General features: G+C 64.2%; 26 protein-coding genes. 8 read left to right on the plus strand and 18 right to left on the minus strand.

Annotated features, from left to right (window positions below):
• Nucleotides 1–47 precede the first annotated feature (47 nt).
• The gene (locus ADBZ9O_RS19025) at nucleotides 48–584 is read right to left on the minus strand and encodes an HD domain-containing protein (RefSeq protein ID WP_526524505.1); all 537 of its coding nucleotides are present in this window, start codon (nucleotides 582–584) and stop codon (nucleotides 48–50) included.
• An 803-nt stretch (nucleotides 585–1387) separates the two neighbouring features.
• Between ADBZ9O_RS19025 and ADBZ9O_RS19030 the strand changes: the two genes are divergently transcribed.
• Nucleotides 1388–2944, plus strand: a complete 1557-nt coding sequence (locus ADBZ9O_RS19030) for a hypothetical protein (protein ID WP_526524506.1) — start codon at nucleotides 1388–1390, stop codon at nucleotides 2942–2944.
• A gap of 37 nt (nucleotides 2945–2981) precedes the next feature.
• On the opposite strand, the gene ADBZ9O_RS19035 is transcribed toward ADBZ9O_RS19030, so the two are convergent.
• The 10 genes from ADBZ9O_RS19035 to ADBZ9O_RS19080 all read right to left on the minus strand — a co-directional run bounded on the left by ADBZ9O_RS19035 (nucleotide 2982) and on the right by ADBZ9O_RS19080 (nucleotide 12993).
• Nucleotides 2982–4367, minus strand: coding sequence for an NAD(P)/FAD-dependent oxidoreductase (locus tag ADBZ9O_RS19035; protein ID WP_526524507.1), 1386 nt, complete (start codon nucleotides 4365–4367; stop codon nucleotides 2982–2984).
• Nucleotides 4364–5236, minus strand: a complete 873-nt coding sequence (locus ADBZ9O_RS19040; protein WP_526524508.1) for an ABC transporter permease — start codon at nucleotides 5234–5236, stop codon at nucleotides 4364–4366. The genes ADBZ9O_RS19035 and ADBZ9O_RS19040 overlap by 4 nt, the downstream gene beginning before the upstream one ends.
• Nucleotides 5233–6189 (minus strand): ABC transporter permease, encoded by a 957-nt coding sequence (locus tag ADBZ9O_RS19045; RefSeq protein WP_526524509.1) that lies wholly within the window; start codon nucleotides 6187–6189, stop codon nucleotides 5233–5235. The genes ADBZ9O_RS19040 and ADBZ9O_RS19045 overlap by 4 nt, the downstream gene beginning before the upstream one ends.
• Nucleotides 6186–7331: a polyamine ABC transporter substrate-binding protein gene (locus tag ADBZ9O_RS19050; RefSeq protein WP_526524510.1), complete on the minus strand. Its 1146-nt coding sequence runs from the start codon at nucleotides 7329–7331 to the stop codon at nucleotides 6186–6188. Before ADBZ9O_RS19050 ends, ADBZ9O_RS19045 begins: the two co-directional genes overlap by 4 nt.
• Before the next feature lie 49 nt (nucleotides 7332–7380).
• The gene (locus ADBZ9O_RS19055) at nucleotides 7381–8538 is read right to left on the minus strand and encodes an ABC transporter ATP-binding protein (RefSeq protein WP_526524511.1); all 1158 of its coding nucleotides are present in this window, start codon (nucleotides 8536–8538) and stop codon (nucleotides 7381–7383) included.
• Nucleotides 8535–10187, minus strand: coding sequence for an amidohydrolase (locus tag ADBZ9O_RS19060; RefSeq protein WP_526524512.1), 1653 nt, complete (start codon nucleotides 10185–10187; stop codon nucleotides 8535–8537). Before ADBZ9O_RS19060 ends, ADBZ9O_RS19055 begins: the two co-directional genes overlap by 4 nt.
• Before the next feature lie 4 nt (nucleotides 10188–10191).
• Complete coding sequence (locus ADBZ9O_RS19065) at nucleotides 10192–10836, minus strand: helix-turn-helix domain-containing protein (protein ID WP_526524513.1); 645 nt, start codon at nucleotides 10834–10836, stop codon at nucleotides 10192–10194.
• A gap of 152 nt (nucleotides 10837–10988) precedes the next feature.
• A complete protein-coding gene (locus ADBZ9O_RS19070) occupies nucleotides 10989–11660 on the minus strand; it encodes an NADPH-dependent F420 reductase (RefSeq protein WP_526524514.1) in 672 nt (223 codons plus the stop codon).
• Nucleotides 11657–12478 carry a helix-turn-helix domain-containing protein gene (locus ADBZ9O_RS19075; protein ID WP_526524515.1) on the minus strand — a complete coding sequence of 274 codons (822 nt, stop codon included), beginning with the start codon at nucleotides 12476–12478 and terminating at the stop codon, nucleotides 11657–11659. The genes ADBZ9O_RS19070 and ADBZ9O_RS19075 overlap by 4 nt, the downstream gene beginning before the upstream one ends.
• Before the next feature lie 74 nt (nucleotides 12479–12552).
• Nucleotides 12553–12993 carry a pyridoxamine 5'-phosphate oxidase family protein gene (locus ADBZ9O_RS19080; protein ID WP_526524516.1) on the minus strand — a complete coding sequence of 147 codons (441 nt, stop codon included), beginning with the start codon at nucleotides 12991–12993 and terminating at the stop codon, nucleotides 12553–12555.
• A gap of 207 nt (nucleotides 12994–13200) precedes the next feature.
• On the opposite strand from ADBZ9O_RS19080, the gene ADBZ9O_RS19085 reads away from it, so the two are divergent.
• From ADBZ9O_RS19085 to ADBZ9O_RS19105, 5 genes are all read left to right on the plus strand, one after another.
• Entirely contained in the window at nucleotides 13201–13815 is a 615-nt protein-coding gene (locus ADBZ9O_RS19085) for a dihydrofolate reductase family protein (RefSeq protein ID WP_526524517.1), read from the plus strand.
• Between the two features lie 152 nt (nucleotides 13816–13967).
• Complete coding sequence (locus ADBZ9O_RS19090; protein WP_526524518.1) at nucleotides 13968–14471, plus strand: nuclear transport factor 2 family protein; 504 nt, start codon at nucleotides 13968–13970, stop codon at nucleotides 14469–14471.
• A 64-nt stretch (nucleotides 14472–14535) separates the two neighbouring features.
• Entirely contained in the window at nucleotides 14536–15606 is a 1071-nt protein-coding gene (locus ADBZ9O_RS19095; RefSeq protein ID WP_526524519.1) for an NAD(P)H-dependent amine dehydrogenase family protein, read from the plus strand.
• Nucleotides 15603–16412, plus strand: coding sequence for an SDR family NAD(P)-dependent oxidoreductase (locus tag ADBZ9O_RS19100; RefSeq protein ID WP_526524520.1), 810 nt, complete (start codon nucleotides 15603–15605; stop codon nucleotides 16410–16412). The genes ADBZ9O_RS19095 and ADBZ9O_RS19100 overlap by 4 nt, the downstream gene beginning before the upstream one ends.
• A gap of 4 nt (nucleotides 16413–16416) precedes the next feature.
• Nucleotides 16417–17523 carry an FAD-dependent oxidoreductase gene (locus tag ADBZ9O_RS19105; protein WP_526524521.1) on the plus strand — a complete coding sequence of 369 codons (1107 nt, stop codon included), beginning with the start codon at nucleotides 16417–16419 and terminating at the stop codon, nucleotides 17521–17523.
• Here ADBZ9O_RS19105 and ADBZ9O_RS19110 read toward each other — a convergent pair.
• The 3 genes from ADBZ9O_RS19110 to ADBZ9O_RS19120 are packed head-to-tail and all read right to left on the minus strand — an operon-like array spanning nucleotide 17499 to nucleotide 19488.
• Nucleotides 17499–18017 (minus strand): hypothetical protein, encoded by a 519-nt coding sequence (locus tag ADBZ9O_RS19110; protein WP_526524522.1) that lies wholly within the window; start codon nucleotides 18015–18017, stop codon nucleotides 17499–17501. The genes ADBZ9O_RS19105 and ADBZ9O_RS19110 overlap by 25 nt on opposite strands.
• Entirely contained in the window at nucleotides 18014–18676 is a 663-nt protein-coding gene (locus ADBZ9O_RS19115) for a TetR/AcrR family transcriptional regulator (RefSeq protein ID WP_526524523.1), read from the minus strand. The genes ADBZ9O_RS19110 and ADBZ9O_RS19115 overlap by 4 nt, the downstream gene beginning before the upstream one ends.
• Before the next feature lie 2 nt (nucleotides 18677–18678).
• The gene (locus ADBZ9O_RS19120; protein ID WP_526524524.1) at nucleotides 18679–19488 is read right to left on the minus strand and encodes an SDR family NAD(P)-dependent oxidoreductase; all 810 of its coding nucleotides are present in this window, start codon (nucleotides 19486–19488) and stop codon (nucleotides 18679–18681) included.
• 311 nt (nucleotides 19489–19799) lie between these two features.
• Here ADBZ9O_RS19120 and ADBZ9O_RS19125 point away from each other — a divergent pair, with 311 nt between their 5' ends.
• Nucleotides 19800–20921 (plus strand): alpha/beta fold hydrolase, encoded by a 1122-nt coding sequence (locus ADBZ9O_RS19125; RefSeq protein WP_526524525.1) that lies wholly within the window; start codon nucleotides 19800–19802, stop codon nucleotides 20919–20921.
• Nucleotides 20922–21000: 79 nt separating this feature from the next.
• Here the strand turns inward: ADBZ9O_RS19125 and ADBZ9O_RS19130 are convergent, their stop codons facing one another.
• The 4 genes from ADBZ9O_RS19130 to ADBZ9O_RS19145 form a co-directional block, all read right to left on the minus strand.
• Nucleotides 21001–21759 carry an SDR family NAD(P)-dependent oxidoreductase gene (locus ADBZ9O_RS19130; protein ID WP_526524526.1) on the minus strand — a complete coding sequence of 253 codons (759 nt, stop codon included), beginning with the start codon at nucleotides 21757–21759 and terminating at the stop codon, nucleotides 21001–21003.
• A gap of 166 nt (nucleotides 21760–21925) precedes the next feature.
• Complete coding sequence (locus tag ADBZ9O_RS19135) at nucleotides 21926–22567, minus strand: TetR/AcrR family transcriptional regulator (protein ID WP_526524527.1); 642 nt, start codon at nucleotides 22565–22567, stop codon at nucleotides 21926–21928.
• A 150-nt stretch (nucleotides 22568–22717) separates the two neighbouring features.
• Nucleotides 22718–23527 carry an LLM class F420-dependent oxidoreductase gene (locus ADBZ9O_RS19140; RefSeq protein ID WP_526524528.1) on the minus strand — a complete coding sequence of 270 codons (810 nt, stop codon included), beginning with the start codon at nucleotides 23525–23527 and terminating at the stop codon, nucleotides 22718–22720.
• 91 nt (nucleotides 23528–23618) lie between these two features.
• Complete coding sequence (locus tag ADBZ9O_RS19145) at nucleotides 23619–25316, minus strand: GMC family oxidoreductase (protein WP_526524529.1); 1698 nt, start codon at nucleotides 25314–25316, stop codon at nucleotides 23619–23621.
• Nucleotides 25317–25523: 207 nt separating this feature from the next.
• Here ADBZ9O_RS19145 and ADBZ9O_RS19150 point away from each other — a divergent pair, with 207 nt between their 5' ends.
• Complete coding sequence (locus tag ADBZ9O_RS19150) at nucleotides 25524–26318, plus strand: SDR family oxidoreductase (protein ID WP_526524530.1); 795 nt, start codon at nucleotides 25524–25526, stop codon at nucleotides 26316–26318.
• Nucleotides 26319–26359: the final 41 nt, after the last annotated feature.

Below are 26359 nucleotides of genomic sequence, written 5' to 3' on the forward strand. Positions count from 1 at the left end.
ATCGAGAACCCCGGCGGCGCCGACAGTTGATGTCGACCAGTGACGGATCAGTGTGAATAAGTCCACGGTTCGCGCGCGAAGACGTGCTCAACCATGGGGCGGAAGAACTCAAGAGGACGGTGCTCGTACCGATCATCGAAACAGTTCTGGTCGTACTTCTCGCAGAATTCGACACAATCGTCGAACCACGGGTGGTCGCGGTACTTTTCGCGGGCATCCCGAACGCCACCCATGTGTGGGGCGTAGTAGTACTGCTGGAATTCGGGGTGGACCTTGACGATCCAGGCCATCTGTTCGGACACATACGGTGCGATCACCGCCGACGCAAATGCGCCATGAGCATGTGGTGCGTACGTATCACCGATGTCGTGCAGCAGTGCCGCGACGACGTACTCGACCGATCGCTCGTCGTCGTAGGCCCGGGATGCCGACTGCAGGGAGTGATCCAGCCGGCTGATCGGAAAAGCCTGCTGTCCATCGGCGAGTGCTTCCACCAAGCCGAGTACTCGGGGCACCAATCCGGCGTTGTTAACGTCCTCGGCGCGCATGATGAGGGCATAGTCTTCCGCGGTGCCCTCCGCCATGGTGCGGTACGTGGCGCGTGCTTGCGTGTTGATCGCAGCCTCCTTTCGACATGCTTCTACTGGTCAAAATCTAGCTGTGACTTGTTTCTGTCGCGTGTCGTCTGACGGCGGCGGAGCCCAGCCGTCTGCTTCGAGCAAACTCCCCGCGATGACAGGGGATGAAAGTTTGCAGTGGCTGTCATGTTCAAAGTAATTGTGGACGCAAACGTCAATAAGCCTTTATGCTGCGACGTGCTACGTGGTTGACGGGTCCTCTCCCGCGAGCGGTTTGGTTCATTTGTCGTCCCAATAGGGGGAGTGGGTTGATGTCTTCTTTCGTCTCGAAAACTGCCGACACGTGCCGAAGTCGCGCTCGGTCGGACGGTCGCCGAGGAGCAGGTACCGGCGGACTGCAGTTGAGCCGGGTCGAGTTCGGCCTTGCAGCACTTGGTAATTCATATGTGCTGGCTTGGATCGGCGCTTCCGCAGTAGCCCTGGGTGTCGGGGCGGCCATCGCTTCAATGCCCGCTGTGGCCTCCGCTGAGACCTCTGATTCGGCCGGATCGAAAGCTTCGTCGGCCTCGAGTGGCTCATCGGCCAACGGGCCGTCGAAGCCAAGCGGACATTCAGCCGCCCCGCGATCGAACGCGGGCGCGCAACCTTCGTCCAAGGTGTCATCGTCAGGCGGATCACCAGAGTCGACAGTGCGCGCGAGCGGGACAGCTACTACCAGGACCGCCGGCGGCGGTACACAATCTTCTGGCTCTGCAGCAGCCGCACCGGGCTCGGCCGCGGTCGGCGCGGCGCCCGGATTCGACTCGATCGTGAGCGTCTTCTTCGGCGACGGCACCGCCGAGCGACCCAATGGCGGCATCATCGTGGGTAACGGTTACTCCTGGACCGCGAGCACATGCGTCGGCGTCTGTAACGGTGGCAATGGCGGGATCCTCGGCAATGGTGGAAATGGTTTCAACGGTGGCAATGGCGGCTCGGCAGGCTGGTTCGGGATAGGCGGTGCCGGCGGCAGCGGCGCGGATGCTGTCTATGCACAGGACGGAACATTGATCTCCGAAGCCGGCCGCGGTGGTAACGGCGGCCGCGGCGGCCTGCTGATCGGCGATGGCGGCGACGGCGGTGAGGGCGGCTGGGATATCGACGGCCCGACGGGCGATGCCATCGGTGGTGACGGCGGGACCGGTGGCGTCAGCGGACTTCTCGGCACCGCGGGCCGCGGGGGCAACGGCGGGACAGCGTATTCCGCCAACGGAGCGGCAGTCGGCGGCAACGGTGGGGCCGGCGGCGGCGGGGTGCTCGGCGCGAGTGGCCGCGGCGGTGACGGTGGCATGGCCGTCGCGGATGCCGGGACGGCGGTCGCCGGCAACGGCGGCGATGGCGGTGCCAGCATGCTTGGTCGCGGCGGTGCGGGTGGCAACGGCGGGGTTGGCGAAGCGGAGAGTTCCAACCCCGACGACATCGCATTCGGCGGCGACGGCGGTCAGGGCGGTAACAGCGTCTTTGGGCGCGGTGGCCTCGGTGGCGAGGGTGGCGACGGTTCGGCGTACGGCGCAGCCGCTGCCCTCGGCGGTGTCGGCGGAGCCGGCGGTGACGCGGCACTCGGGGCGGGTGGCAAAGGCGGCCTTGGCGGCGACGGTTATTCCGATGATGGCGATGCCGAGGGCGGTGTCGGCGGCGACGGTGGTCAGGTGCTGATCGGCCTCGGTGGCGCGGGCGGCGAAGGGGGAGACGCGGTCGCCTACGGTGACGGCAATGCCCAAGGCGGCAACGGTGGGATCGGTGGCGGCGGAGTGGTCGCGTCCATCGGCGGGCGCGGCGGAGGCGGCGGCGACGCCGACGCCTTCGGCACCGGCACCGCGATCGCCGGGATCGGCCAACCCGGTGGTAGGGGTGGACTATTCGGACTCAACGGCCATCGAGGCGAGGACGGCACGGCCTCTGAGGGGTCCGGGAGCCCGGATGTCCCCGCCACTGCCGGCCTGCGCGTGTCCGCCGCTGCTGCGGCAATCGGCGACTACGACGAGGATATGCGCGTCTACCTTCAGAAGGTCGAGGCAATACAGCGAGCCGACGATGCCGCATACAAGGCCTGGCAGGGCCAGGTTGCCTATATCACCAGGCAGAACAATGTTGCATACAACAATTACGTCAACCGCTTCAACTACATCAAACAGTTCAACGCCACCAACTACAGCAATTACAAGCAGCGCTACGCCTACTGGATCAGGAACAAAAAGCGCGGGCCGATGCCGACGTACAAAGCAGCTCCGCTGCCGGTGGCGCCACGGCCCCTTCCGAAACCAGCAGCCCCACTGCGGACGCCGCTGCCCCCGGCCCCTACACCGGATGCGCAGTTGGCGATCTGACTCCAGATAGGGCGAGCGGCGCTGGGACCAAACAGTTTCAGTGCCCGCGGCCCGAGACGAGGTCGGCTACGGTCGCGATCGGTGAGGTACCACGTCGGCCGCGCAATTCGGCGCGGTCGGCGGCGTAGTAGGCCGCGTAGAGAGCCTGTACCGCGATGTACCGCAGGGGCTCCGGCTCCCATTTGCGCACCCGGTGATTCACCCACGGCAACTCGGTCAACGCCGATGGCGATTTCAGGATCAGATCGCGCAGCGTGCGGCCGGCCAGATTGGTCGACGTGACGCCGGTGCCCACGTAGCCGCCGGCCCAGCCCAGTCCCGTCGCGGGATCGAGCCCCACCGTCGCGGACCAATCACGCGGCACGCCAAGCACTCCCGACCAGACATGTTCCACCGAAGCCTGCGCCGTCGAGGGAAAAAAGCGGCTCAAGATTTCCCGCAGGAGCCCGACGGTCTTCGGGTCGGTCGCGCCGTCCACGTCGGTGCCCGAGCCATAGCGATATGGAACACCTCTGCCGCCGATGGCGATGCGGTCATCAGCTGTGCGTTGGGCATACATATAGGCGTGAGCCAGGTCGCCGAGCGTCTCGTAGCCATCCCAGCCGATCTCCGCCCAGGTCTGTGCTGGCAGGGGTTCGGTCACGATGAGCGATGAGTTCATCGGCAGCCAGGTGCGTCGAAGGCCGTCGATCTGCGCGGTGAAACCCTCCGTTGCTCGCACGATGGTGTCGGCCGTGACTGTACCGAACGGTGTCACGGCCTCATGCGGGCGAATCTCGGAAACTCTTGTCCCTTCATAGATCTCGACTCCCAGCGCATCGACAACCCGAGCCAGCCCGGCAGCGAGTTTCGCCGGGTGCAGCCTGGCACAGTGCGGATGCCACATCGCGCCGGTCGTACCGTGCACATTGATGCGGGCCTTAGCCTCGGCAGAGCTCAGGAGTTCGACATCGGTCATCGACCATGTGCGGGCCTCGGCGACGGCGTCGAGCAGGCGCGCTTGCTGTGCGGCGTTGGTGGCAACGGTGAACTCGCCGCCCTTGACCACGTCGCAGTCGATGCTCTCAGCGCGGGTGACCCGGATGACTTCGTCGACGGTCTCGTTCATCGCGGTCTGGAAGCGCCCAACGGCTTCCCGACCGTGTGACTTCAGGTAGGAGCTGCGACCGCCGGTGATGTCATTGGTGAGCCAGCCACCGTTGCGGCCCGACGCTCCGAAACCGGCAAAGCGCTGCTCCAGCATGACAACCCGCAATTGCGGTGCTGCCTTCTTGAGGTAGTAGGCGGTCCATAGGCCGGTGTAGCCGGCACCGATGATGCAGACATCGGCCCGGGTGGAACCCGTCAGTGCCGGCCGTGTCGATTCCCGTCCAATGCTCTTCCACCAGAACGACACATCGCCGTTGCTCAATGCCGCGCTCATCGTCCCACCATAGCTCCGGTGAGGCCGGCGGCCCCGCTGCCCGAACCCGTCGGATCCCTGCGCAGGATCAAGGCGGCGATGCCCAGCACGATCAGGGTGAGGACCAGCATCAGCGTGGACATCGCTGCGATCTCCGGCCGCAGCGATGCCTTCAGTGACGCGAAGATGTAGACCGGCCACGGCGTCGAGCCGGCCACCGAGACGAACGACGAGACGACCGTGTTGTCAAGGCTGAGGGTGAAAGCGAGCAGCGCACCCGAGATCACGGCGGGCCGGATGAGGGGCAGCGTGATGTCGGTGAATCGCCGCAACGGCGAGGCGTACAGATCTGCGGCCGCCTCTTCAAGGAATTCATTCATCCCGGTCATCCTTGCACGCACGATGAAAGTGACCACGGCGCTTGCGAATAGCGAGTTGGCGATGATCAGGCGCACCTGACCGATGTTGAACCCGGTGAATCCCCAGTCGACGCCGAGGGTGACGAACCAGGGGAGCAGCGAGATCGCCGAGACGATTTCCGGTGTCACCATCACCAGGCCCAGCAGAACCAGGAGCCCGGGTGCCCACCAGCCGGGTCGACGGGTCAACGCGATTCCGGCGAAGGTGCCGAGCAGGGTCGCGACGATAGCGGTGCCGGTGGCGGTGATCAGCGAAACGGTGATCGAGTTGGTGATCGCAGGGTTGCTCAGGGCCGATAGGTACGGTTCGATGCCGAACCCTTCGAACGTCTGCAGGGTGCGGCCGTTGTTGAACGAGAACACCACGATGACGAAGATCGGGAAGAAGAGGAACAGCAGCCCGAGCATTCCCCAGACATTCAGGAACGCATCGGCGGGGCGGAACCTGCGCTTGCCGCTCTTGCCGCTCATGCGGACTCCTTTGCCGGCAGTTTGAGAGATGTCACGGCGGTGGTGATACGACCGATCACGTTGAGAAGACCCCCAACCACGGCGGTGGTGCCGAAAATGGCCATCATGAGCAGCACTGCCATGGCGGCGCCGAGCGCCCAGTTCTGTGCGCTCTGGAACTGGGCGGCCACCATCTGACCGACCATGCTGCCGCTGGCCCCGCCGAGAACGGCCGGGGTGATGTAGTCGCCCATCAATGGGACGAAGACGAGCAGCATCCCGGCCGTCACCCCTGGCGCAGCCAGGGGAACGGTGATGTGACACAGCGTGTTCCACGCGGTTCCGCCGAGGTCGCGGCTGGCCTCAAGTAGCTTGGGGTCGAGTCGCTCCAGTGCTACATACAGGGGAAGAATCATCAGCGGCAGGTAGTTGTAGACCACGCCGAGTTGAACCGCCGCCGAGGTGTAAAGCACGTGCAGTGGCCCATCGGTGAGGTTGGCCCACTGCAGTATCTTCGACACGAAACCCTGTGGTGTCAGCGAGATTTGCCAACCAATGGTGCGAACCAGGAAGTTGGTCCAGTACGGGATGAGAACCAGCGCCAGTACGACACCGCGCCATTTAGGGGCCAGTTTGACCGCCATCCAGTAGGCCATCGGAAACGCGATCACCAAACAGAGCACCGTCCCCGTTACGGCGATTTTCAGTGTCCGAACGAAGATCGCGAAGAACGCGGGCGAGGCCGCTTCGCCGTATCGGTCGAACGAGAGGATGTCGTTGGCGTGGGTGACGTACAGGCCGGGCTTGTAACCGAAGCTGTACCAGACGACGAGGCCGAAGGGCAGGATGAAAAACAGCAGCATGAACACGCTGATCGGCAGTGCGCCGAGTCCGCTGGGCAGCCGCAACCGTCGCGGTGGGGATGGGATGTCCGCCTGCCGCACGTGCCCTTCTTCGCCTCTCAGGGCGGTCACTTGCCCGCCGCCGCCTTGAGCTCGTCGTAAATGCCGATGATCGTGCCGTCGGCCGACGTCATCTGGCTGTAGACCAACTTTTTCATGATGTCGTCGCTGATGAAGACCAGATCGGGACGCTTGATGTCGGCCTTTTTGGCTGCCGCCTCGATGCCTTCGATCCCGGTGTTGTAGCCGATGTAGGTCAGCTCCTTGAGGGAGACCGTTGGGTCGAGCACATAGTTGATGAACTCGTAGGCGGCGTCCTCGTGGGGTGCACCCTTGACGATGGCCCAGTTGTCCTGCCAGAGGTTCGCACCCTCCGAGGGCCAGACCCACTTGTACTTGTCGGGCTCGGGATTGGCCAGGATGCCCAGCCGGGCATCCCCGTTCCAGCAGTGAATCAGGGTGCGGGCCGAGGAGGAGATGGACGTATTGGTCGACGACTCGAAAGCCTGCACGTGCGGCGCGATCTTGTCGAGGATGAAGGAGCGATAGGCCGCGATGTGGGCGGGGTCGGTGGTGTTTTCGTCGATCCCGTTGGCCCAGAAGTAGGTGAATGCCACCTCGCCCTGATCTTCAAGGAGCGAGAAACTTCCGGACGCCTCCTTTTGCGCGGCGTCGAGAAAATCAGCCCACGAGGTCAGGTCGCGCTTGATGACGGTGGTGTCGTAGACGTAGCCGGTGGAGCCCCAGTCCTTACACACGCTGTACTTGTTGCCGGGATCGAAGGGGGTGTTGACCACTTTGGCGTTGAGGTTCTTCATGTTCGGCAGCTTGGCGTGATCGAGTTCGGTGAGCAGCCCGCCGGTGGCCATCTGCTGAATGGACGAGTGGGTGGGCACACAGATGTCGTAGCCCGTGGTGCCTTTCGCCGCACTGAGTTTGGCGATCATCTCCGGGTTCGAGCCATAGGAGTCGAGGGTGATCTTGGGGCCTTTGGCCGAGGTGAAGTCCGTCAGCACGGCGGGGTCGTCGTACTCGCCCCAGGTGTAGATGTTCAGGCCGTCGGAGGACGAGCCGCCACCCCCCGACGACTTGGAACAGGCGGCGAGGACGGCGGCGGCCCCGAGTGCAGCGGTGCCGCCCAGGAACGTTCGGCGGCTCAGTGAGTTTTTCAGCGATTCGGGAACGAGAGCGCGAAGATTCGGTGGCTGATTCATGACGTGACCTCCAGGTCGATCGGCGAGACGATGGGCGGGGGAGCAGCGGTTACGACGTGAAGATGCGGACGGCGTCGGCCGACCACGAACACACCACCGGCGAACCGAGTTCGGTGGGTGGGTTGGCGGCGCGGGGCAGACGGGCCAGAATCTGGCCATCGCTCGGTGTGTGGACGACCAACTGCAGGGCGTGACCGAGTTCTGAGACTCCGAGTAGCGTGCCGGTGACGGAGTTGACGGGGGTGTCCGACGACAGAGCCTCGGCACCCGATGGCGCGGCAGTGGTGATGTGCACCGATTCTGGCCTGATCGCCGCGGTGACCTCAGCGCCTACCGCTGCCGGCACGCTGCCCTTGGTCTGGCGTGAGGAATGCAGCGCGAGGCCTGCGGTGCGCACGCTTGCTCCGGTGCTGTCGAATGAGGAGACGGTGCCAGCGAAGGAGTTCTGCCTGCCGATGAAACCCGCCACAAAGGCCGACTCCGGCGAATCGTAAACGCTTGAGGCCGTGCCGATCTGCTCGATCCGCCCGTCCTTCATCACCGCGACCCGATCGCTCATCGACAGCGCTTCCTCCTGGTCGTGCGTGACGAAGATGAAGGTCGTGCCCAGTTCGTGCTGCAGTAGTTTGAGCTCGACCTGCATCTCCTCCCGCAGCTTGCGGTCCAGGGCGCTCATCGGCTCATCGAGCAGCAACACCGCCGGCCGATTCACCAAAGCCCGTGCCAAAGCAATGCGTTGCTGCTGACCGCCCGAGAGCTGTGCGGGTTTCCGATCGGCGAAAGCCGTCATTCTCACCATGTCGAGGGCGCGGCTCACGCGGTCGGCCATCTCCGTTTTGGCTACACCCGATCGGCGCAGCCCGTAGGCGACGTTATCGGCGACTTTCATATGCGGGAACAGGGCGTACGCCTGGAACACGGTGTTGACGGGACGTTTATGCGGTGGGAGGTTCTCGACGTTGCGGCCGGAAATCTGGATGGAACCGTCGTCGGGAAACTCGAAGCCACCGATCATCCGAAGCGTCGTCGTCTTGCCGCACCCGCTGGGTCCCAGCAGGCTGAGAAACTCCCCGGCCTGCACGTTGAGCGTGAGATTGTCCACGGCCACCGCCGACCCGTAGCTCTTGGTGAGCGAGCGCAGTTCAACGGAGCCGGGGGCTGAGGTGACGGGCTCGGTGGATGCGGCGGTCAGATCCATGATGGTCATGCCGAGACCAGGGTCGAGGTTGCGTCATAGACGATCTCGCCACCAATGATCGTGTAGAGCACTGTGGCCGAACCGATTTCGGCCACCGGGGCGGCGAAAATATCGCGGTCGAGGATGACGATATCCCCGGCCTTACCGACTTCGATGCTGCCAGAACGATGTTCGTCGTGATTGAGGTAGGCCGTACCGAGAGAGTGTGCGATCAACGCGTCGGCCAGCGAGAGCGCCTGCTCGCCAAGGAACGGCAGAGCGGCCGCGCCCGCCGCGCCCGCGGGCGCCCGGTTGACTGCTGTGTGGATGATCTCCAGCGGATTCGCGGTGCTCACCGGCCAATCACTTCCCGACGCCAACGGCGCCCCGGCCCTGTGCAGTGAACCAAACGGGTACTGCCAGGCCGCCCGGCGGGTGCCAAGGAACGGAATGGTCAACAGGTCCATCTGGCCCTCGTGCCGCGCCCACAGCGGTTGCATGTTCGCGACCACCTTCAGTTCGGCGAACCGGGGGACATCGTCGGGGTGGACCACCTGGATATGGGCCAGCGTGTGGCGCAGGTCGCTGTCTCCGTTGGCCGCGCGGGCCGCCTCGATCGCGTCCAGCGATTCACGCACGGCCCGGTCGCCGAGAGCATGGTAATGCAGCTGAAAGCCCAAAGCGTCTAGCTGCGTGGAGATCTCGATGAGGGTGGTGGGGTCCACGAAGCTCTTACCGGTGTTCTTGCCCGGGCAACCGCATGCGTCGAGATAGGGCTCGAGCATCCCGGCCGTGAAGTTCTCGGCGACACCGTCCTGCATGATCTTGACCGTGGTGGCCGCAAACCCGACGGCCAGGGCGCGCTCACGTTTCTCCACGAGCTCGGGAATCTGCTCGAGCCCGCGGTTGCGGTCCCACCACAGTGCGCCGACGACGTGCGCCTTCAACACTCCGGAGGCCGTGGCGCGCAAGTAGGAGTCGAGGCAGTCGGGGGTATCGTTCGTGGCGCCGACGATGGCGTCGTGCCACGCGGTTACCCCCCACGAAAATAGTTGCTGCTGAGCAATTTTCAGCGCCTCGTCCAGGTCATCTTGACTGGGTAGTGGGATGTGTCGGGCGACCAGGCCCATGGCTCCTTCCTGCAATGTGCCGATCGCGTGGCCGTCTGCGTCACGTTCAATCCGACCGTCGAAGGGATCGGGCGTCGTATCGTCGATTCCGGCGATCGCCAGGGCTTTCGTATTGACCCAAGCGCCGTGGCCGTCGCGGTTGGGAAAGAACGCCGGCCGGTCAGAAACGATGGCGTCCAGTGCCGCCGCCGTCGGCAGGCCACCGGGGAATGAGTCCATCGACCAGCCGCCGCCGCTGATCCAGTCCAGCTCGGGGTGGGCCGCCGCGTACTCGGCGATGCGTTCGAGGTAGCCGTCAGCGGTGACGTAGGGGGTCAGATCGCAGGCGATCATGTCGAGACCGGCGTGATAGGGGTGGATGTGGCAGTCCTGAAAGCCCGGAGAGACAAGGCCACCCGCCGCGTCGATCTCGACGGCGCCGGAAGCAGAGAGCGCGTCGGCGCCGATCGCGGTGATGATGCCGTCTTCGATGAGAACGGGTTCTTCGACGATTCCAGCAGGGGTGAAGACGTGGCCTCCGGTGATCAGCAGGCGATCGCGAGCGGTCATGGTGTCATTCCTTCATTTGATGAGCGGGTAGCGCGCTGAGGGGGTTGGTATCGACCGGCGGGGTGAAATGCGATGTGATCCACATGGCCTGAGCTGGGGTTGCGCCGATGTTGACGGCCCGGTGCGGAACCGACGAGAGGTACTCGACACTGTCGCGGGGTCCGAGGATGAGCGTCTCGGAGGCTATCGAAATCTCGATGTGGCCGGCGAGAACGTAGAAGAGCTCCTGCGCATTATCGTGCGCGTACGGTTCGGGCCCAGTCGAGCCGCCCACTTCGAATGTGCCTTCGTACACTTCGAGTTGGTGGATCGGCGGCCGTGAGAGCAGCAGTTTCTGTAATCCGCTGTCGCTGGAAAAGATGGGCCTCTCATGCGCTCGCAGCACCGGCCGCGCGACGGGCGCTTCGTCGGAGAGCAGGTCGGCCACCGAGACGCCGACGGCAGCAGAAAGGCGCTTGAGCACTCCGACGGAAACCCCGCACTTACCGTTTTCCACCTGGCTGATGAACCCTGCGCTCACCCCCGCCCGGCCCGCGACATCCCGCGTCGACAGTCGGGCGCGCTCACGGGCCGCCCGGAGCCGATCTCCGAGCATGGAACGAGCCGCGCCGTCGACTTTGGCAGCGGTAATCGTGGGTTCAGAAAACACGTCCCTCATTTCGTTAAGACGTACTTAACGGATCGCTTACTGAGGGACGGTAGGGGCAGACTCGCCGGCACGCAAGACCGAGCGGCCAGATGGCCGAAGTCTTAACACCCTGGAAATACGGACCGAAGAACGGCGCTTGTGCTCGCGTCTAGTTAGGTGGTCGTGCGCGCGGACCATTCAGACGTACGTTCCCGCGTCGCCTCGGCGAGCGCCTTGCGGGTGTTGTCCGCGTCAAAGTCTTTGCCGTACACCGGCGTTCCAGGCTGCTGGCGCCACGATTCGGAAATCGGTCCGGCATCGACGGGGTCGAATCCGAGTTGGTCGACGATATCGTGGACCAGCGCACGGCCAGGTCCGTCTTCGCCTGCGACCGGCAGCGCGATGCGTTTCGGTGTGCCGCCGGGGCTTCCGCTCTCCAGCAGGTGCTTCCACCAGATTCCGTTAAACACCTTGTAGACCGGTGCACCGATCTGCTCGGCGACCCACGCGCTTTCAACCTGGCCGTCTTCGATCGCCGCGATCTCACCGTCGCGCTGCTGCGGGTAATAGTTGTTGGTCTCGATCACCGGCGCACCGGGCCGACGCGCATCGACAATTCCGGTGGCGAGGTCGGGCACGGCCTTCTGCGGAATGCTCACGATGACCAGGTCGGCATCGACTGCGGCATCCTTGGCCCACGCGGGCGTCGCACCGGTTTCGCTCGCGAGGTCTGCCAGAGTCTCGGGAGAACGAGAGTTCGACACGGTCACCTCATGTCCGAGCTCGCGCAGCCGACGTACCAACGTGCCACCGATCTGCCCTGCACCGATGATTCCAACCTTCATGCATCGCCTCCACGTGGTAGCGCCCATTCCCGGGACACCAACGTCGGCTGCGAGGCGCCTATTCCATATCGATGCCGGCGGTATCGCCCTGGTGTCTGGCCGACAAGGTCGGTAAAGGCCGTGATGAAGCTGCTTGGATTCGCCCAACCCAGTCGCATTGAGGTGTCGGTGACCGAGGTGCCTTGGCCGAGTTCGAGTAGCGCCCGCTGAATACGCAGCAGAGTTCGCCACTGGTGGAAGCTCATCGACAGCTCGCTGCTGAACAGGCGGCTGAGACTGCGTTCGCTTGAGCCAGTTGAGCGCCCCAGATCGGCCAGCGTCGCCGGGTTGGCCGGGTCGGTGTGCAGGAGATCGGTCACGGCTTTCAGTCGCGCGTCGCTCGGTTCCGGAAGGCGCAGTGATTCCTTTGCGGCGCGGGCGAGCTCGACGGTGACGACCTCCAGCAGTAGGCGGGTGCGAGCGCTGTCGACGGGTTCGTGTTCGTTGACGAGCGCCAGGTAGGCCTCGAGCATCAGCGCAGTGGTCACGAACACAGATGGCTCGGCCGGGAGTTGTTCTGCCAGTGTCGTCGGAACCCGCAGCAGTCGAATATCGGTCTCGCCATAGGAGCGAGAGCTGTGGACGTAAAAAGGAGGCACCCAGGTAATGCGGTTCGCCGGCGCCACCCATGTGCCAACCTCGGTGGTGGTGACCAGGGCGCCAGAAGTGGCGTACCTGAGCTGGCCGTAGTCGTGGAAGTGCGGAGCGACGCCCTGGCCGTGGGCCATCGGTTCGCAGACCGCAGTATCGTCGGTCCAGTGCACCGGCTCGCCGCTCACTTCGCTCACTTCACGGCAATCGCCATGTCAGAATGCACTTTTCGACCATAGCCGCTGTTCTGCTGCGGCAGAACCTATAGCTCATCCGAGAAATCGGCGGTGAGCCAGCGGAGGGGCCGGATGGTAAACATCACGGTGTTCTCGTGGCCGATACTGCTCGCCATATTGCTGGTGAACGCCCGCCCACCGTCCTCGCCGAGGTATCGGATCGCGGTGGCCTCGAGCATCTCGAATGGTGTGGGAGTCGTGGTGTCGACGATGGTGCCCTCGACAACAACGTATTGGTACGGCGGCTGCTCGTTCTGGACGACCATCGTGACCGCCCCGGCCCGTTCTATCAGCTTCGATTTGCGCGAAGCCACGGTGGTGCTGATCCGAATGTCCCCACCAGGGGAGTACTCATACCAAATTGGCACGCTGGCCGGTGGGCGGCCATCCGTGGTAGCGACCGACAAGACCGCCACATGTGTGGCGGCCAGAAACTCTTGACGTCCGCTCTCGGAGAAGGCCTTCATTGGGCCGCAACCGGGACGACCAGATCACCCATGGAATAAGACATCACACCAGAGTCGGCGCGCCGTGTCGGGCGTGCAACTGATGTTCCGCCAGTTATTACCGAAAACCCGCCAAAGACGGGTGTCCGGCCCTGATTCGATGAGTTCGTCTGCCTGCCGAAGTCAGAATGACGTATTACCGGATCGTCCCACTGGATCGGAAAATCTATGCCAAGAACCAATCTGTCGATGTCGATCTCCGCCGATGGTTACGTCGCGGGCCCACATCAAGACGAAGATCACCCGCTTGGCGTCGGTGGCCTGCGCCTTCACGAATGGCACATCGGTCCGAACAGCGACCATCCGGTCAACCGAGAGGTGGTGTCGGACATGATGGCCGGCATCGGTGCGACGATCATGGGACGCAACATGTTTGGGCCGATCCGCGGCGAATGGGGGAACTCGGACTGGAGGGGATGGTGGGGTGACGTCCCGCCGTACCACTGTCCGGTATTCGTCCTGACCCATTACGAGCGCGACCCGATCGACATGGGCGGCGGAACGACCTTTTACTTTGTCACCGACGGGATCGAATCTGCGTACGCACAGGCCGAGGCGGCGGCCGGCGACCAGGCCATCTCGATCGCCGGAGGCGCCTCCTGCGCGCGTCAGGCGCTCAAAGCGGGACTTGTCGACGAGGTCGATCTGCAAGTCAATCCGGTGATCCTTGGATCCGGAGAGCGCCTGTTCGACGGCTTCGATGCAGGTAAACCTGAGCTCGAACTCGAACGGGTACTGCAGGCGCCAGGCGTAGCGCACTTGCGCTTCCGTGTCATCAAGTGAGACCGGGACTGCAACTTGCTTCTTGATAGTCACTGTCAGATTGGGTACGTTCGGGCTTCTCGACGAAGCGTCGGACAACGCGGCGAAATGGCAGTAGAGACAATCATTTTCGGCGACGTATCGGTCGATCGGCACCAACCGAAGGGGACACGATGGCAGAATTGACCGCGCGCGAGCAGGAGGCGCTGGCGTCGTACCGGCGATACGTCGAACAGCGCGAACGCTGCGTTGCGGGGCACGATCCCTGGTCGGCCATCGGAAAGTGGTTCACCGAGGACGCCGTCTTTATTGACCCGGCCTGGGGTCGAGTCCAGGGCCGCGCCGAAATCACCCGGTTCCTCGACCACTCCATGACTGGATTCGAGGGCTGGAGCTTCCCCGAAGAGTGGACCATGGTCGACGGCGACCGCCTCGTCACCTATTGGTGGAACCGCCTCCCCGGGACTCGCGCGAACGGCACCGCCTATCAGGCTCCGGCGTTCTCGCTGCTCCATCACGCCGGCGATGGCCTGTTCGACTACGAGCTGGATGTGCTGAACATCGCTGAGGTGGGTGACCTGGTAGTCGAGTCCGGCTGGGCACCCGGTGCGGGGATGTCCTTCCCCGGCCCCCGCCCCGATCGGAACATCACCCCGCCACGCCTGGACGCACCCTGACCTGACCATTCGGGATTCACTGTAATATTGACAGTGACTCTCACAAACGACTTGAATGGTTCGCATGGCGATTCGAGTGGTGCAGTGGGCGACAGGTGGCGTGGGTAAGGCGGCCATCGAGGGGGTGCTGGCGCATCCTGACCTCGAGTTGGTGGGCGCGTGGGTGCACTCGGAGGCCAAAAACGGCAAGGACGTTGGCGAACTCGTCGACCTTGACCCGATCGGTGTCACCGCGACCACCAGCATGGACGAGATTCTGGCCCTCGATGCCGACTGCGTGGTCTACAGCCCTCTGCTGCCGAACGAGGACGAGGTGGTGGCCCTGCTTCGGTCGGGCAAGAACGTCGTCACCCCCGTCGGGTGGGTCTATCCCGATCTGGACAACTGCAAAGCCATCCTCGATGCCTGCGCCGAGGGGCGAAGCACATTGCACGGCACCGGTATTCACCCTGGTGGCATCACCGAGCGGTTCCCGCTGATGGTGTCGGCGTTGACCGCAGGCGTCACGCATGTGCGGTCGGAAGAATTCAGTGACATCCGCACCTACAACGCACCTGATGTGGTGCGCTACATCATGGGGTTCGGGGTCTCGCCAGAAGAGGCGATGGCCGGACCGATCGTCGGTCTGTTGGGCGCGGGATTCAAGGCATCTGTCCGGATGATCGTGACCGAGATGGGCTTCGACGTGGATCCCGAGCTCGATACTGTGCAGGAGGTCGCCGTGGCGACAGAGCCGATCGATACACCAGTCGGAATCATCCAACCGGGGCAGGTCGCGGCGCGAAAGTTCCACTGGCGCGCTGTTGTTGACGGAACGCCCGTCGTCACCGCGAGCGTCAACTGGTTCATGGGGGAGGAGCACTTCGACCCGGCCTGGAGTTTCGGGCCGGAGGGGGAGCGATTCGAGGTCGAGATCAGTGGCGAACCCGATGTCAAGCTGACGTTCAAAGGTCTGCAGCCAGACACCATCGAGGAGGGTCTGGTACGCAACCCCGGCATCGTCGTCACCGCCAACCACTGTGTCAGCGCGATCCCGTATGTGGTGGCAGCCGATCCCGGTATCAAGACCTACCTCGATCTGCCCTTGCTGGCGGGCCGCGCCGCACCTCAGTTCGGGCTGGGCCGTCACAAGTGATCCTCGATGAGTTCCGGCTCGAGGGACGCGTCGCCGTTGTCACCGGGGCCGGCCAGGGCATCGGCCGTGGGATTGCGCTGGGGCTGGCCGAGGCCGGAGCCAGTGTCGTCCTCGGTGCGCGCACCAAGGCCGACCTCGACGAGGTCGTCGCACATATCGAGGCGGCCGGCGGCAGTGCTCTCGCCGTTGTCACCGATGTGCTCGTTGATGAGGATCGTCGCTGGCTTATCGATGCGGCCACCACGCATTACGGCCGGTTGGATGTGCTGGTCAACAACGCGGGCGGGACCGGACCTCGACCGGCGATGACGACCTCGGAACGGTTCTTCGATATGGCGATGAAGTTCAACGTCACCGCGCCGTTTCTGATGAGCCAGCTGGCCGCTCAAGCCATGGTGGACACCGCAGGCAGCGGTTCGATCGTCAACATCTCATCGCGGTGCTCCGACATGGTGATGAGTTCGTTCGTCGCCTACGGGGCTGGCAAGGCCGCACTCAATCAGATGACACGCAACCTCGCCGGAGAATTCGCCCCGTTGGTTCGGGTGAACGGGATCATCGTGGGTGGCGTTGAGACCAAGGGGCTGGAGGTCGTGCTCACCAACGCCGAACTGCGGGCCCAGTTCGAGGCCAACACCCCGATGGGCCGGCCAGGGACGCCGAAAGACATCGCCTGCGCTGCTCTCTATCTGGCCTCGCCGGCATCGGCGTGGGTCACCGGCAAACTCCTGCACGTCGACGGTGGTTGCGAAGAACCGGCAATGGACGTCCCGGTGCCGCGGCTACGTCCTAGTCGACGAGAGTGACTGCATGCCCAAGGTTCTCATCGCAGGCCTAGGTGATATCGGGCTCCTCACGGCCATCCGACTGTCCCGCCACGCCAGCGTCGTCGGGATTTCGGCGAAACCCGAGCTGGTGAGCGGCCAGGAGCTCGGGGTGCGGTTGGCCAGACCTGATGACTGGGCTCGTGACAACCGTGTCGACTTCGGTCGCTATCGACGGCTCGACGGCGTCCGCAGGGTGCACGGGGTGCTGACCGGTCTCGATCCCGAAGCACAAGAGGTCACTGTCCGCCGCTTCGACGGTAGCGTCGAGATCGAGACCTACGACGTACTGATCATCTCGACCGGTGTGACGAACGGTTTTTGGCGCACCACCGCTCTGCAATCGCGCGCGGAGATCGACGCCGAGGTCCGGTCGCATCACCAGATCCTCGCCGACGCGACGTCGGTGATGGTGATCGGCGGGGGAGCGGCGGCTGTCAGCGCGGCGGCCAACGTACAGACTCGGTGGCCGCAGAAGAAAGTCGATCTGTACTTCCCTGGGCCGCAAGCCCTCCGAGAACATCATCCGCGTGCCTGGGCGAAGGTGCGCGCTCGCCTCGTCGGGCTCGGGGTCGGCGTGCACCCAGAGCATCGGGCAGTCGTACCCGATGGATTCGTGTGCGACGAGATCACCCAAGAGCCGGTGCAGTGGAGTACCGGACAAGACCCCGCCGAGGCCGACGCCGTCGTCTGGGCGATCGGTCAAACGCGCCCCAATACCGGTTGGCTCCCCGAGTCGTTGCTCGATGAGCACGGCTTCGTCGCGGTCGGACCCACCCTGCAGACGCGGACCCACCCGGAGATCTTCGCCATCGGCGACGTCGCGGCCACAGACCCGCTGCGGTCCTCTGCCCGTAACCGGGCTGATGGCTTGCTGGCGAACAATATTCGTGCCCACCTGGCCGGCCGGCCGCTCAAGAACTATCGAGCCTCCCGGTCGCGGTGGGGCTCTGTGCTCGGTGTGCAGGACGACGGACTGATGTTCTTCGCTCCAGACGGGCGGACCATTCAGATTCCGGCGTGGGTGATTCATCGGGTCCTGCTGCCGTGGGTGGTCCGACGTGGGATCTATCGCGGCGTTCGGCCAGCCTGAGAACGAAGACTGCTCGGCCAGAAGCGATATGCCACCAACATCGGCACGATCGCCCAGGGGAGGTTGAGCGGTAGGTAGGTCATGAGATGCGGCGGGCTGTCGGGTCCGAGGAAGGTCTGTGCGAAGTAGAAGTACATGTTCATCACTGCGCTGACGGCATAGGCCAGGGCCAGGGTGCTCAGCCAGGGCCACGACTTGAGACTCCAGAGTCCGATGGTGAGCACAATGAGCAGCGGCAGTTGCACCAAACCGTCGTAGAGGAGTGAGGCCTGCAATGCGGGTGGCATGACGAGATGCTGCGGTTCCTGTTCGACACCCCAGGTGTACAACGCCCGCAATGGTGGCCACCAACTATCAGGGGCGACAGGCACTCCCAGTCCTTCCGGCAGGCTCAACACGATGGCGTTGATTATCCCGAGCACGAAGGCCGGCAGTAGGAGGTAGTCGAGCCGTCGCCGTACCAGTGGTGGGGTGGCCACGGTCGTATCCGTCATCGTCGACCGTGCCCACGCGGGATTGGCGCGGCGAGCCCACGGGTGACCAGGTGGAGCGCCTGTTCGGTGAGGGCGTGCAAAGACTGTTCCTGGCCGTAGGTGAGCCACCATTCGTAGGCGTATTCGACCGCCGCGACGGCGGCGCGGACCAGCACCCCAGCCCGCATATCGGCCGATGGAACGCTGCCGCTCAGCCGGGATGCGACCGCGTCGATCAGTTCGTCGCAGTCTTCACGATTGAGAATGGAGGCTCGCCGCAACTCTGCTGGCGCCGAAGCTATTGCGCGCCGCCATAGTTCGAGTGTCTCGTCGTCGTCGACGAACTGAGAGGTGCGCGCGAGGATGGCCGCAGCCAGGGCGTCGGCGACATCCTCGCCTTGCGGTCGTGCGTGAAAGTTGGCGACCACCTTTGCTCGTCCGCGCTGAGACGCACCAAGCAGAAGGTATTCCTTGCTCGGCACGTGCCGGAAGAACGTACTCGGTGAAATGCCGACCTCCGCTGCGATTGCTTCGGTGGTGACGTTGTCAAAGCCTTTGGCAGCGAACAGGCGCAAAGCGGCGTGGTGAATATCGGCGCGCAGCGCAATGCGCTGGCGTTCACGAAGCGGAAGCGACGCGGCGCCATCGACCTGAGCGGAGTCGTTCTCTGAGATGGACACGGTCAGCGCACCGCTTTTGGTTCGAGGGGCGGAACAGGAATCTCGATGGCCGGAACGGAGGATCCTCCGTCGACGTTGAGAATCGTGCCGGTGACCCACGCTGACGCAGGGGAGGCCAGATACAAGGCCGCGCAGGCGATATCCTCCGGGGTACCAGCCCGCCCCATCGGAGTGCGGGACAGCAGTTCGCGCTTCATCTGCTCATCTTGCATCACCGTGGCCAGGGCTCGGGTGTCGACGGCGCCGGCACCTATGGCGTTGACGCGGACCCTGGGGGCGAACTCCGCCGCAAGGTTCTTGGTCAGATGAGTCAGAGCGGCCTTGCCGACTCCGTGGGCGACGAACGAGGTGAGCGCCATATCGCCGGCCCGGGAGGAAATGTTGACGACGCTGCCGCTTCCGGTGGTATCCACCATTGCCTGGGCGGCGATCTTGGTCAGCAGGAACGGTGCGATGGCATTGAAGTGGACAGCGGAGTGCAGGAAACGTTCCGACGTCATCATCGCCGGCCGGGGTGCTGTACCGCCGGCATTGTTGATCAGAATGTCGAGTCGACCGAAGACTCGCAGAGCTTCAGTCACCAAGTGCTCCAGCTGATCTGACTCCGTCACGTCGGCCTGGACCGCGAAGGCACGTCTACCTGTCCGTTCAATGCGAGCGGCCACCTCGTCCAAGTCGGACCGTGTCCGCGCGGCGATGACGACATCGGCACCCGCTTCGGCTAGTCCGATAGCGATGCGGCGCCCGATCCCTTGGCCTGCGCCGGTGACAATGGCGACCTTGTCGGTAACTGCAAAGTTGTCGAGGATCATGCGTTTACCGCCGGCTTCAGTAGAGAATATGACACTAACTCTCAATATTAACGTAACTGTTATTCTGATGGTAGATGCCAAGACCTGTGAACAGTTCGTACGTGAGGCCGGCGAAACCCACCATCACGATGTTCAAGAGTGAAACAGCCAGCTGGGCTGCCGGCTTCGGCGGCCAGGGACCGGTGGCAAACGTCGTTGACTATCCGCTCGCGTAGCCTCGGGGACGTGTTCGAAGCACTGGAGGGTCTTCGCCAGAATGGAACCCACGAACCCGGCCTCGACCCCGGCCGAGTAAGTAAGGGAGGTCCGCTGTGGTCGCCGAGCCGTTTGAGGTCAGCATCACCGACGCCGACATCGCGGATCTGCGTGAACGGTTGAGACGGACGCGGTGGCCCGAACCCGAGCCAGTGGACGACTGGTCACAGGGAATGCCGCTGGCGTACACGCAGGAGCTTTGCCGCAGCTGGGCCGAGGACTACGACTTCGGATTCACCAATCGGCTCAACGCGTTTCCGCAATACCGTGACACCATCGACGGGCTGGGCATCCACTTCCTGCACGTCCGATCACCGGAGCCGGACGCGTTCCCGCTGGTGATCACCCACGGGTGGCCGGGCTCGGTGCTCGAATTCCTGGACATCCTGGGCCCGCTGACCGACCCGCGTGCGCACGGCGGGGACCCGGCGGACGCGTTCCACGTGGTCGCACCGTCGCTACCCGGGTACGGCTGGAGCGACAAGCCGTCAACGACCGGGTGGGGCGTCGACCGCATCGCGCGCGCCTGGGACACGTTGATGGTGTCGCTGGGTTATCAGCGCTACGGCGCGCAGGGCGGCGACTGGGGTTCGGCGGTATCCGGCGCGTTGGGGGAGGTGGCGCCCCAGCGGGTCGTTGGTGTGCACCTGAACATGGCGTCCGTGGCGCTGGGCACATTTGATGATCCGACGCCCGCGGAGCTGGCGAACCTCGCGGCCGCCAACGAGTTTCAGCGCACCGGCCGGGGATATTCGGGCCAGCAGGCGACGCGGCCGCAGACGCTGGGCTACGGCCTCACTGACTCGCCGGCCGGCCAGGCTGCCTGGATTGCCGAGAAGTTTTGGGCCTGGACGGATAACGACGGCCACCCCGAGGACGCGGTGTCGCGGCAGAAGATCCTCGACGAGATCTCGGTGTACTGGTTCACCGCCTCGGCCACGTCATCGGCGCGCCTGTACTGGGAGAGCTTTGGCAGCTTCCGTGACAAGGTCACCGCGCCGTCCGGGCTGTCGGTCTACCCGCGCGACATCACCCGGCCGTCGCGGCGGGAGGCCGAGCTGCGGTTCACCGACCTACGCTGGTTCGAGGAGCTGCCGCGCGGTGGCCACTTCGCCGCGCTGGAGCAGCCGGAGTCGCTCGTCGAGCAGGTGCGCGGGTTCTTCCGCCTCTTTCGCTGACTTTTTGTCAGCGCGAAATAGTCACGGCCAGTGACGATTACGAGGGCTTCCCGTCGGCGGGGGAGTCGGAACTCCTGGGTCAGATGCCTCCGGAGGCGGTGATGATCTGGCCGGTGAGCCAGCGAGCCTCATCGGAGGCGAGAAAGGTGGCCACGGCCGCGATGTCATCGGGTTGACCGGCACGCCGCAGGGGAGTCTGTTCGATGATGGCCGCCGCCGTGCTTGAGTCGACGAGTCCGTTGTTGCGGGTGGCTTCGGTCACCACCAGCCCCGGACAGATGGCGTTGACGCGGATTCCCCGTGGGCCAAGCTCTTTGGAGTGCACCTTCGTGAGCGTATTGACGGCAGCTTTGGTCGCGGCATAGATGCCGAGATTCATCGGCGCGAGCTGCGAGCCGTTTGAACTGATGTTGACGATGCTCGCACCGGCGTCGGCCTGGGCAGCGAATCGCTTCGAGGACAACAGCAGTCCGAGGACGTTGACGTTGAACTGATCGTGAAACGATTGTGCGGTCGAATCTTTCAGTGGGCCCGGCTGGAAGATCGCTGCGTTGTTCACCAGGATGTCCAGTGTTCCAAATGACGCGGCTGCGTGATCGTAGAGGGCATCGACCTCCTCCTCGATCGCGATGTTCGCGCCGATGGCCACCGCCTGCCCACCCGTGGCTTCGATGCGCCTGACGGTGTCGTCGCCTCCAGATCTACTGGTCGCGTAGTTCACGACGACGTTGGCGCCGGCTCGCCCGAGCGAAAGGGCGATGCCCGCGCCGATCCCTTTCGATGCACCGGTCACCAACGCCGTCTTGCCGCTGAGCGTGCTGTCGTTCCCGGAGGTCATGTGTCCGTTCCTCTCCGGCGTCGTGTGGTCCGTCCGTATCCTGACTTGACAGAAATACGGAGAAAGATTTCCGTTTTACTGTAGACAAAGCGGAGGATATTTTCAACTTTGTCATGGTTGGTCTCGAGCTCCGAAGATGTTGACAGCCAGCGCGAACCGCTGTGCGTCAGCGGCCCTGGGTCAGGTCGTTGAATTCCCGCTCCAGTGGCGCGTTCATGGGCAGCGGGGTGATGGCGGCGCGGTGGGGGACTAGGGCATCGAAAAGTAGGACGAGGTAACGCCGCCAGAGGTCAGGCTGCTCCGTCGAGCTCAGTAGGCTCAAAGCCATTGCCAGGGCTGCGATGTCGGCGCTTTCGATGTCCGGTCGCAAGGTGTGGTCACGTCTCGCTCGCGCGATGAGTTTGTCGACCGCCGGTGCCATACGGTTGCGTACATCCGGCATTCGTTCGTCCCGCGGCACTCGGCCGGCCAGCACGTCCCGCATCCCGCGGTCGAGTGACTGCACCTGAAGTAACTGCTCGAGAAACCATTGGAGCCCGGCGGCACCGGTGGGTTGATCCAGGGCTGCGGTGGCGAGCTCGACGAGGTTGTCGATCCGCGATTCGAAGACCGCCAGGACGAGGTCCGAACGTTGTGAGAAATGTCGGTATACGGTGCCGACCCCGACGCCGGCGCCGACCGCGATGAAGTCGTATCCGACATCCACGCCATGCTCAGCGAATGCTTCGGACGCCGCATCGATCACCCGTCGGCGATTGCGTACGACATCGCGCCGTACCGGCTTGGCGCCTTCGTCATTTTCTGACATCCGCCTCATGGTAACCGGGAATGGAAAAGTCATGGGGGAGTGAATCGGTGCTGAGTGCCGTGGAAGCTGACCGGTGTTGTGCGGTAGATGTTTTGGCCGAAATGCTCGCCGGTAGCCAATGTGCTGATCAGGACACCGGCTAGATCGTGGTCACCCGTTGTCCCGCCATGTGAGGATCTGCTTGAGAGACGTGAGGTCGTAACCGTCGTCGGCGGTGAGTTCGGTTTGGAACAACGTGACTCCTGCCTCGCGGAAGGCATCGGCGCTGTCGGCGTCCGCCCAGAGCGTTGAGCGTTCGATATCGGCGCCCTTGCGGCCGAACGTTGCTGCCAGCTCATCGACGCGGTCGCTGGACTTGCGGAACGCGTCAAGGTCCTGGAACGCGTGCCAGATATCGGCGTGCCTGGCAACAGCGGGCAGCGAGCGCTTGGGCCCCGTGCCGCCGATGAGGATCGGCAGTTTGCGCACGGGCGGCGGAACGAGTGCGGCGAGCCGCTTCTCGATGCGGATCAGGCTCTCATCGAACAGATCGAAGCGGGACCCGAAGGTGCCGAAGTCGTAACCGTAAGTGGTGTAGTCCTTTTCGTACCATCCCGCGCCGAGACCCAGAATGAGCCGACCGCCGCTGATGTGGTCGACGGTACGCGCCATGTCAGCGAGCAGGTCCGCGTTGCGGTAGCCGACGCCGGTGACGAGGAGCCCGATCTCGGCGTGTGAGGTGATCTCGCCCCACGACGCAAGCGCGGTCCAACCCTCGAAGTTTGCGACGTCGGGTTGCTCGTCGAACATGACCGGCTTGCCGTCGACGATGCCCTTCATCGCTGGGCGGTGGAAGTGGTCGTAGCCGAAGATCACGTCGACGCCAAGGTCGTCGGCGGCCAGGACGGCGTCGCGCCATGTGCGGTAATCGGGCGTGCCGCCGGGCTGGATCTGCACGGCAACGCGGACGGGACGGGTCATGGATGCTCCTGAGTCAGGGAAAGGCGACTCTTGAGCCAAGTGCAACGGCCGCGGAGTTATTCCGGATCGGCACCTCTCGGTTTTGAGCGAGTCATTCCAGAATCGCCCGCGCTGCGCGTTCGGCGATCAACATGACCGGCGCGTTGGTGTTCCCGGAGGTGATGGTGGGCATCGCCGAAGCATCAACCACTCGAAGACCGGCGACCCGGTACACACGACAATCGGTGTCGAGCACCGTGGCGGCCGACCGCGGCAGACCGCGGGCGTCGAAGGCTCCCATCGCACAGGTGCCGACCGGATGAAAGATGGTGGTACCGAGTTCACGGGCCGCCTGCTGCAGGTCTTCGTCGCTGACCAGTTGCGGGCCGGGAAGCAGCTCTTCTGGACAGTAGCGGGCCAGGGACGGCGCCGCCATGATCTGCCGGGTCATCCTCAAGCCCCGCACGGCGGCTTGGCGATCGGCGTCAGTGGACAGGTAATTGCAGGAGATTTGCGGGTAGGTCAGCGGATCTGCACCGGCGATGCGCACATGACCGCGCGAGGTGGGTCGCAGATTGCAGACTGAGGGTGTGATCGCTGCGAAAGGGTGCAGCGGTTCGCCGAACTTGGCCAATGACAAGGGCTGCACATGCCACTCCAAATCGGGACTGGCCAGCGCGGGATCGCTTTTGGCGAAAGCTCCCAGCGTGGAGGGCGGCATGGTCATGGGGCCCGACCGCAGCAGCAGGTACTGAAGTCCCATGCCTGCCCGGGTGATCCAGTTGCGGTACAGCGTGTTGACGGTCCGGGCGCCCCGCACCCGGTAGACCGTTCGCAGCTGCAGGTGGTCCTGGAGGTTTTCACCCACTCCCGGCAGATCGACGGCCACCGGCACCTGATGCTGGGTGAGTAGTGCGGCCGGGCCCAGGCCCGAGGCCTGCATGAGTTGCGGTGACCCAATCGCTCCGGCGCTCAGGATCACCTCCCGACGGGCCTGGACGTCGATGAGCTGGCCATCTTTGAGCAGTCGCACACCGGTCGCGCGGCGCTGGGCTGTAGTCCAGGCACCGCGACGCTGACCATCCTGGACCTGGTCGTCCATCAACAGCTTCAAAGCCTGGGTGTGGGTGTAGATGGTCAGATTAGGCCGATGGGCTACGGGATGCAGGAACGCGTCGGCCATCGACCAGCGGCGGCCGCGGCGTTGGTTGACATGGAAATACGCACTGCCAGCGTTGTTTCCGCGGTTGAACTCGTCGATCGGGGCGATGCCCATCTGGGCGGCGGCGGCCTGCCAGGCGTCCAGGATCTTCCAACGCACCCGCGGCCGCTCGACGGCGATCTCACCGCCGGCGCCGTGCCACTCGTCGGCGCCGCCGAAGTAGTCCTCCAACTGCTTGTAGATCGCCAGGGTTTCGCCGGCACCGTCCTGGCCACCCCACAGCCATCGGTCGTCACCGGTGGCCTGTGCCCACAGGTCGTAATCGCTGGCTTGTCCGCGCATATGGATCATGGCGTTGATCGACGAGCTGCCGCCGATCACGCGGCCCCGCGCATAGTGAATGCTGCGGCCGGCCAGACCTGGGTCAGCCTCGGTCGTGAAGCACCAGTCGGTGCGGGGGTTGGCAATGGTGTACAGGTAGCCCACCGGCACCTTGATCCAGAACCAGTCGTCTTTACCGCCGGCCTCAAGCAGCAGTACACGGTGATCAGGGTTGGCGCTGAGCCGGTTGGCGAGCAGGCAGCCCGCACTGCCTGCTCCGACAATGACGTAATCGAATTCAGCATCGAAGTCAGGGAGGGGGCTCATCTTCGGCATCGTTGCTCCATGGCGTACACGATCGCACGTGGGTGATCACGTCGTCGGGAGACAAGAGTGCGTCGCGTGTAGCTGTCGCCCTCCGGCAAGTGGCTACCAGAGAATGGTGACCCTGACAGTACCTGTATCACGGGGATCTCCTTGGCGTCGGGAATACCGCCTACCTTGGTCCAGTCCGACCAACACGAGAGGCGACATGTGGTAAACGGCCAATTCGCTACCCATACAGAACTTTTCGATCTCAGTGGTAAGCGCGCGCTCGTCACCGGTGGCACCAGGGGCATCGGGATGATGATCGGGCGCGGGCTCTTGCAGGCGGGCGCGCGCGTCGTCATCAGCTCACGCAACGCTCAAGCGTGCGCTCAGGCACAGGAACAGCTGTCCGAATTCGGCGACGTCTGGGCGGTCCCCGCCGACCTGACCCGCCACGATGAGTGTGAGCGCCTCGCTCACCTCGTCACGGGCGACTCGGGGCGTCTCGACATCCTCGTCAACAATGCGGGCGCAATGTGGGACGAGCCGTTGGCGACGTTCCCGGACGCAGCCTGGGACACGGTCATCGACCTCAACCTGAAGGCGCCGTTTTGGCTGGTCCAGGCGCTGCTGCCGGCACTTCGCAGCGCGGGTACCGCCGACGATCCCGCGCGGATCATCAACATCGGGAGCATCGCCGCCATCCACATTCCCAACCGGCCCAACTACTCCTACTCCAGCAGCAAGGCTGCGCTGCATCAACTCACCAGAGTGCTCGCCAAGGAACTGGGCCCGCAACACATCACGGTGAACGCGGTCGCGCCGGGACCGTTCCCGTCGACGATGATGGCAGCAACCCTCGACGAGCTCGGCGAGGCGATCGCGGCATCGGCCCCGCTGCGCCGAATTGGCCGCGACGACGACATGGCGGGCGTCGCCGTGTTTCTCGCCAGCCGGGCGGGCGCGTACCTTACCGGCACGATCGTCCCCGTCGACGGAGGGATTGCCACGACCGCGTGATGCTCCAGGGTATTGGCGGTACCTCCCTTCGCTTGCCGTGC

The organism is Mycobacterium sp. (assembly GCF_965229105.1).
Taxonomy (GTDB): Bacteria; Actinomycetota; Actinomycetes; order Mycobacteriales; family Mycobacteriaceae; genus Mycobacterium.

What these genes read in the sequence shown, in the direction of transcription:
- ADBZ9O_RS19130 (WP_526524526.1), bottom strand. Translation starts at nt 21,759, where the DNA reads ATGACCTCCGGGAACGACAGCACGCTCAGCGGCAAGACGGCGTTGGTG.
- ADBZ9O_RS19050 (WP_526524510.1), bottom strand. Translation starts at nt 7,331, where the DNA reads ATGAATCAGCCACCGAATCTTCGCGCTCTCGTTCCCGAATCGCTGAAA.
- ADBZ9O_RS19120 (WP_526524524.1), bottom strand. Translation starts at nt 19,488, where the DNA reads ATGATCCTCGACAACTTTGCAGTTACCGACAAGGTCGCCATTGTCACC.
- ADBZ9O_RS19060 (WP_526524512.1), bottom strand. Translation starts at nt 10,187, where the DNA reads ATGACCGCTCGCGATCGCCTGCTGATCACCGGAGGCCACGTCTTCACC.
- ADBZ9O_RS19145 (WP_526524529.1), bottom strand. Translation starts at nt 25,316, where the DNA reads ATGAGCCCCCTCCCTGACTTCGATGCTGAATTCGATTACGTCATTGTC.
- ADBZ9O_RS19105 (WP_526524521.1), top strand. Translation starts at nt 16,417, where the DNA reads ATGCCCAAGGTTCTCATCGCAGGCCTAGGTGATATCGGGCTCCTCACG.
- ADBZ9O_RS19085 (WP_526524517.1), top strand. Translation starts at nt 13,201, where the DNA reads ATGCCAAGAACCAATCTGTCGATGTCGATCTCCGCCGATGGTTACGTC.
- ADBZ9O_RS19055 (WP_526524511.1), bottom strand. Translation starts at nt 8,538, where the DNA reads ATGACCATCATGGATCTGACCGCCGCATCCACCGAGCCCGTCACCTCA.
- ADBZ9O_RS19140 (WP_526524528.1), bottom strand. Translation starts at nt 23,527, where the DNA reads ATGACCCGTCCCGTCCGCGTTGCCGTGCAGATCCAGCCCGGCGGCACG.
- ADBZ9O_RS19090 (WP_526524518.1), top strand. Translation starts at nt 13,968, where the DNA reads ATGGCAGAATTGACCGCGCGCGAGCAGGAGGCGCTGGCGTCGTACCGG.
- ADBZ9O_RS19135 (WP_526524527.1), bottom strand. Translation starts at nt 22,567, where the DNA reads ATGTCAGAAAATGACGAAGGCGCCAAGCCGGTACGGCGCGATGTCGTA.
- ADBZ9O_RS19040 (WP_526524508.1), bottom strand. Translation starts at nt 5,236, where the DNA reads ATGAGCGGCAAGAGCGGCAAGCGCAGGTTCCGCCCCGCCGATGCGTTC.
- ADBZ9O_RS19070 (WP_526524514.1), bottom strand. Translation starts at nt 11,660, where the DNA reads ATGAAGGTTGGAATCATCGGTGCAGGGCAGATCGGTGGCACGTTGGTA.
- ADBZ9O_RS19080 (WP_526524516.1), bottom strand. Translation starts at nt 12,993, where the DNA reads ATGAAGGCCTTCTCCGAGAGCGGACGTCAAGAGTTTCTGGCCGCCACA.
- ADBZ9O_RS19025 (WP_526524505.1), bottom strand. Translation starts at nt 584, where the DNA reads ATGGCGGAGGGCACCGCGGAAGACTATGCCCTCATCATGCGCGCCGAG.
- ADBZ9O_RS19035 (WP_526524507.1), bottom strand. Translation starts at nt 4,367, where the DNA reads ATGAGCGCGGCATTGAGCAACGGCGATGTGTCGTTCTGGTGGAAGAGC.
- ADBZ9O_RS19110 (WP_526524522.1), bottom strand. Translation starts at nt 18,017, where the DNA reads ATGACGGATACGACCGTGGCCACCCCACCACTGGTACGGCGACGGCTC.
- ADBZ9O_RS19095 (WP_526524519.1), top strand. Translation starts at nt 14,536, where the DNA reads ATGGCGATTCGAGTGGTGCAGTGGGCGACAGGTGGCGTGGGTAAGGCG.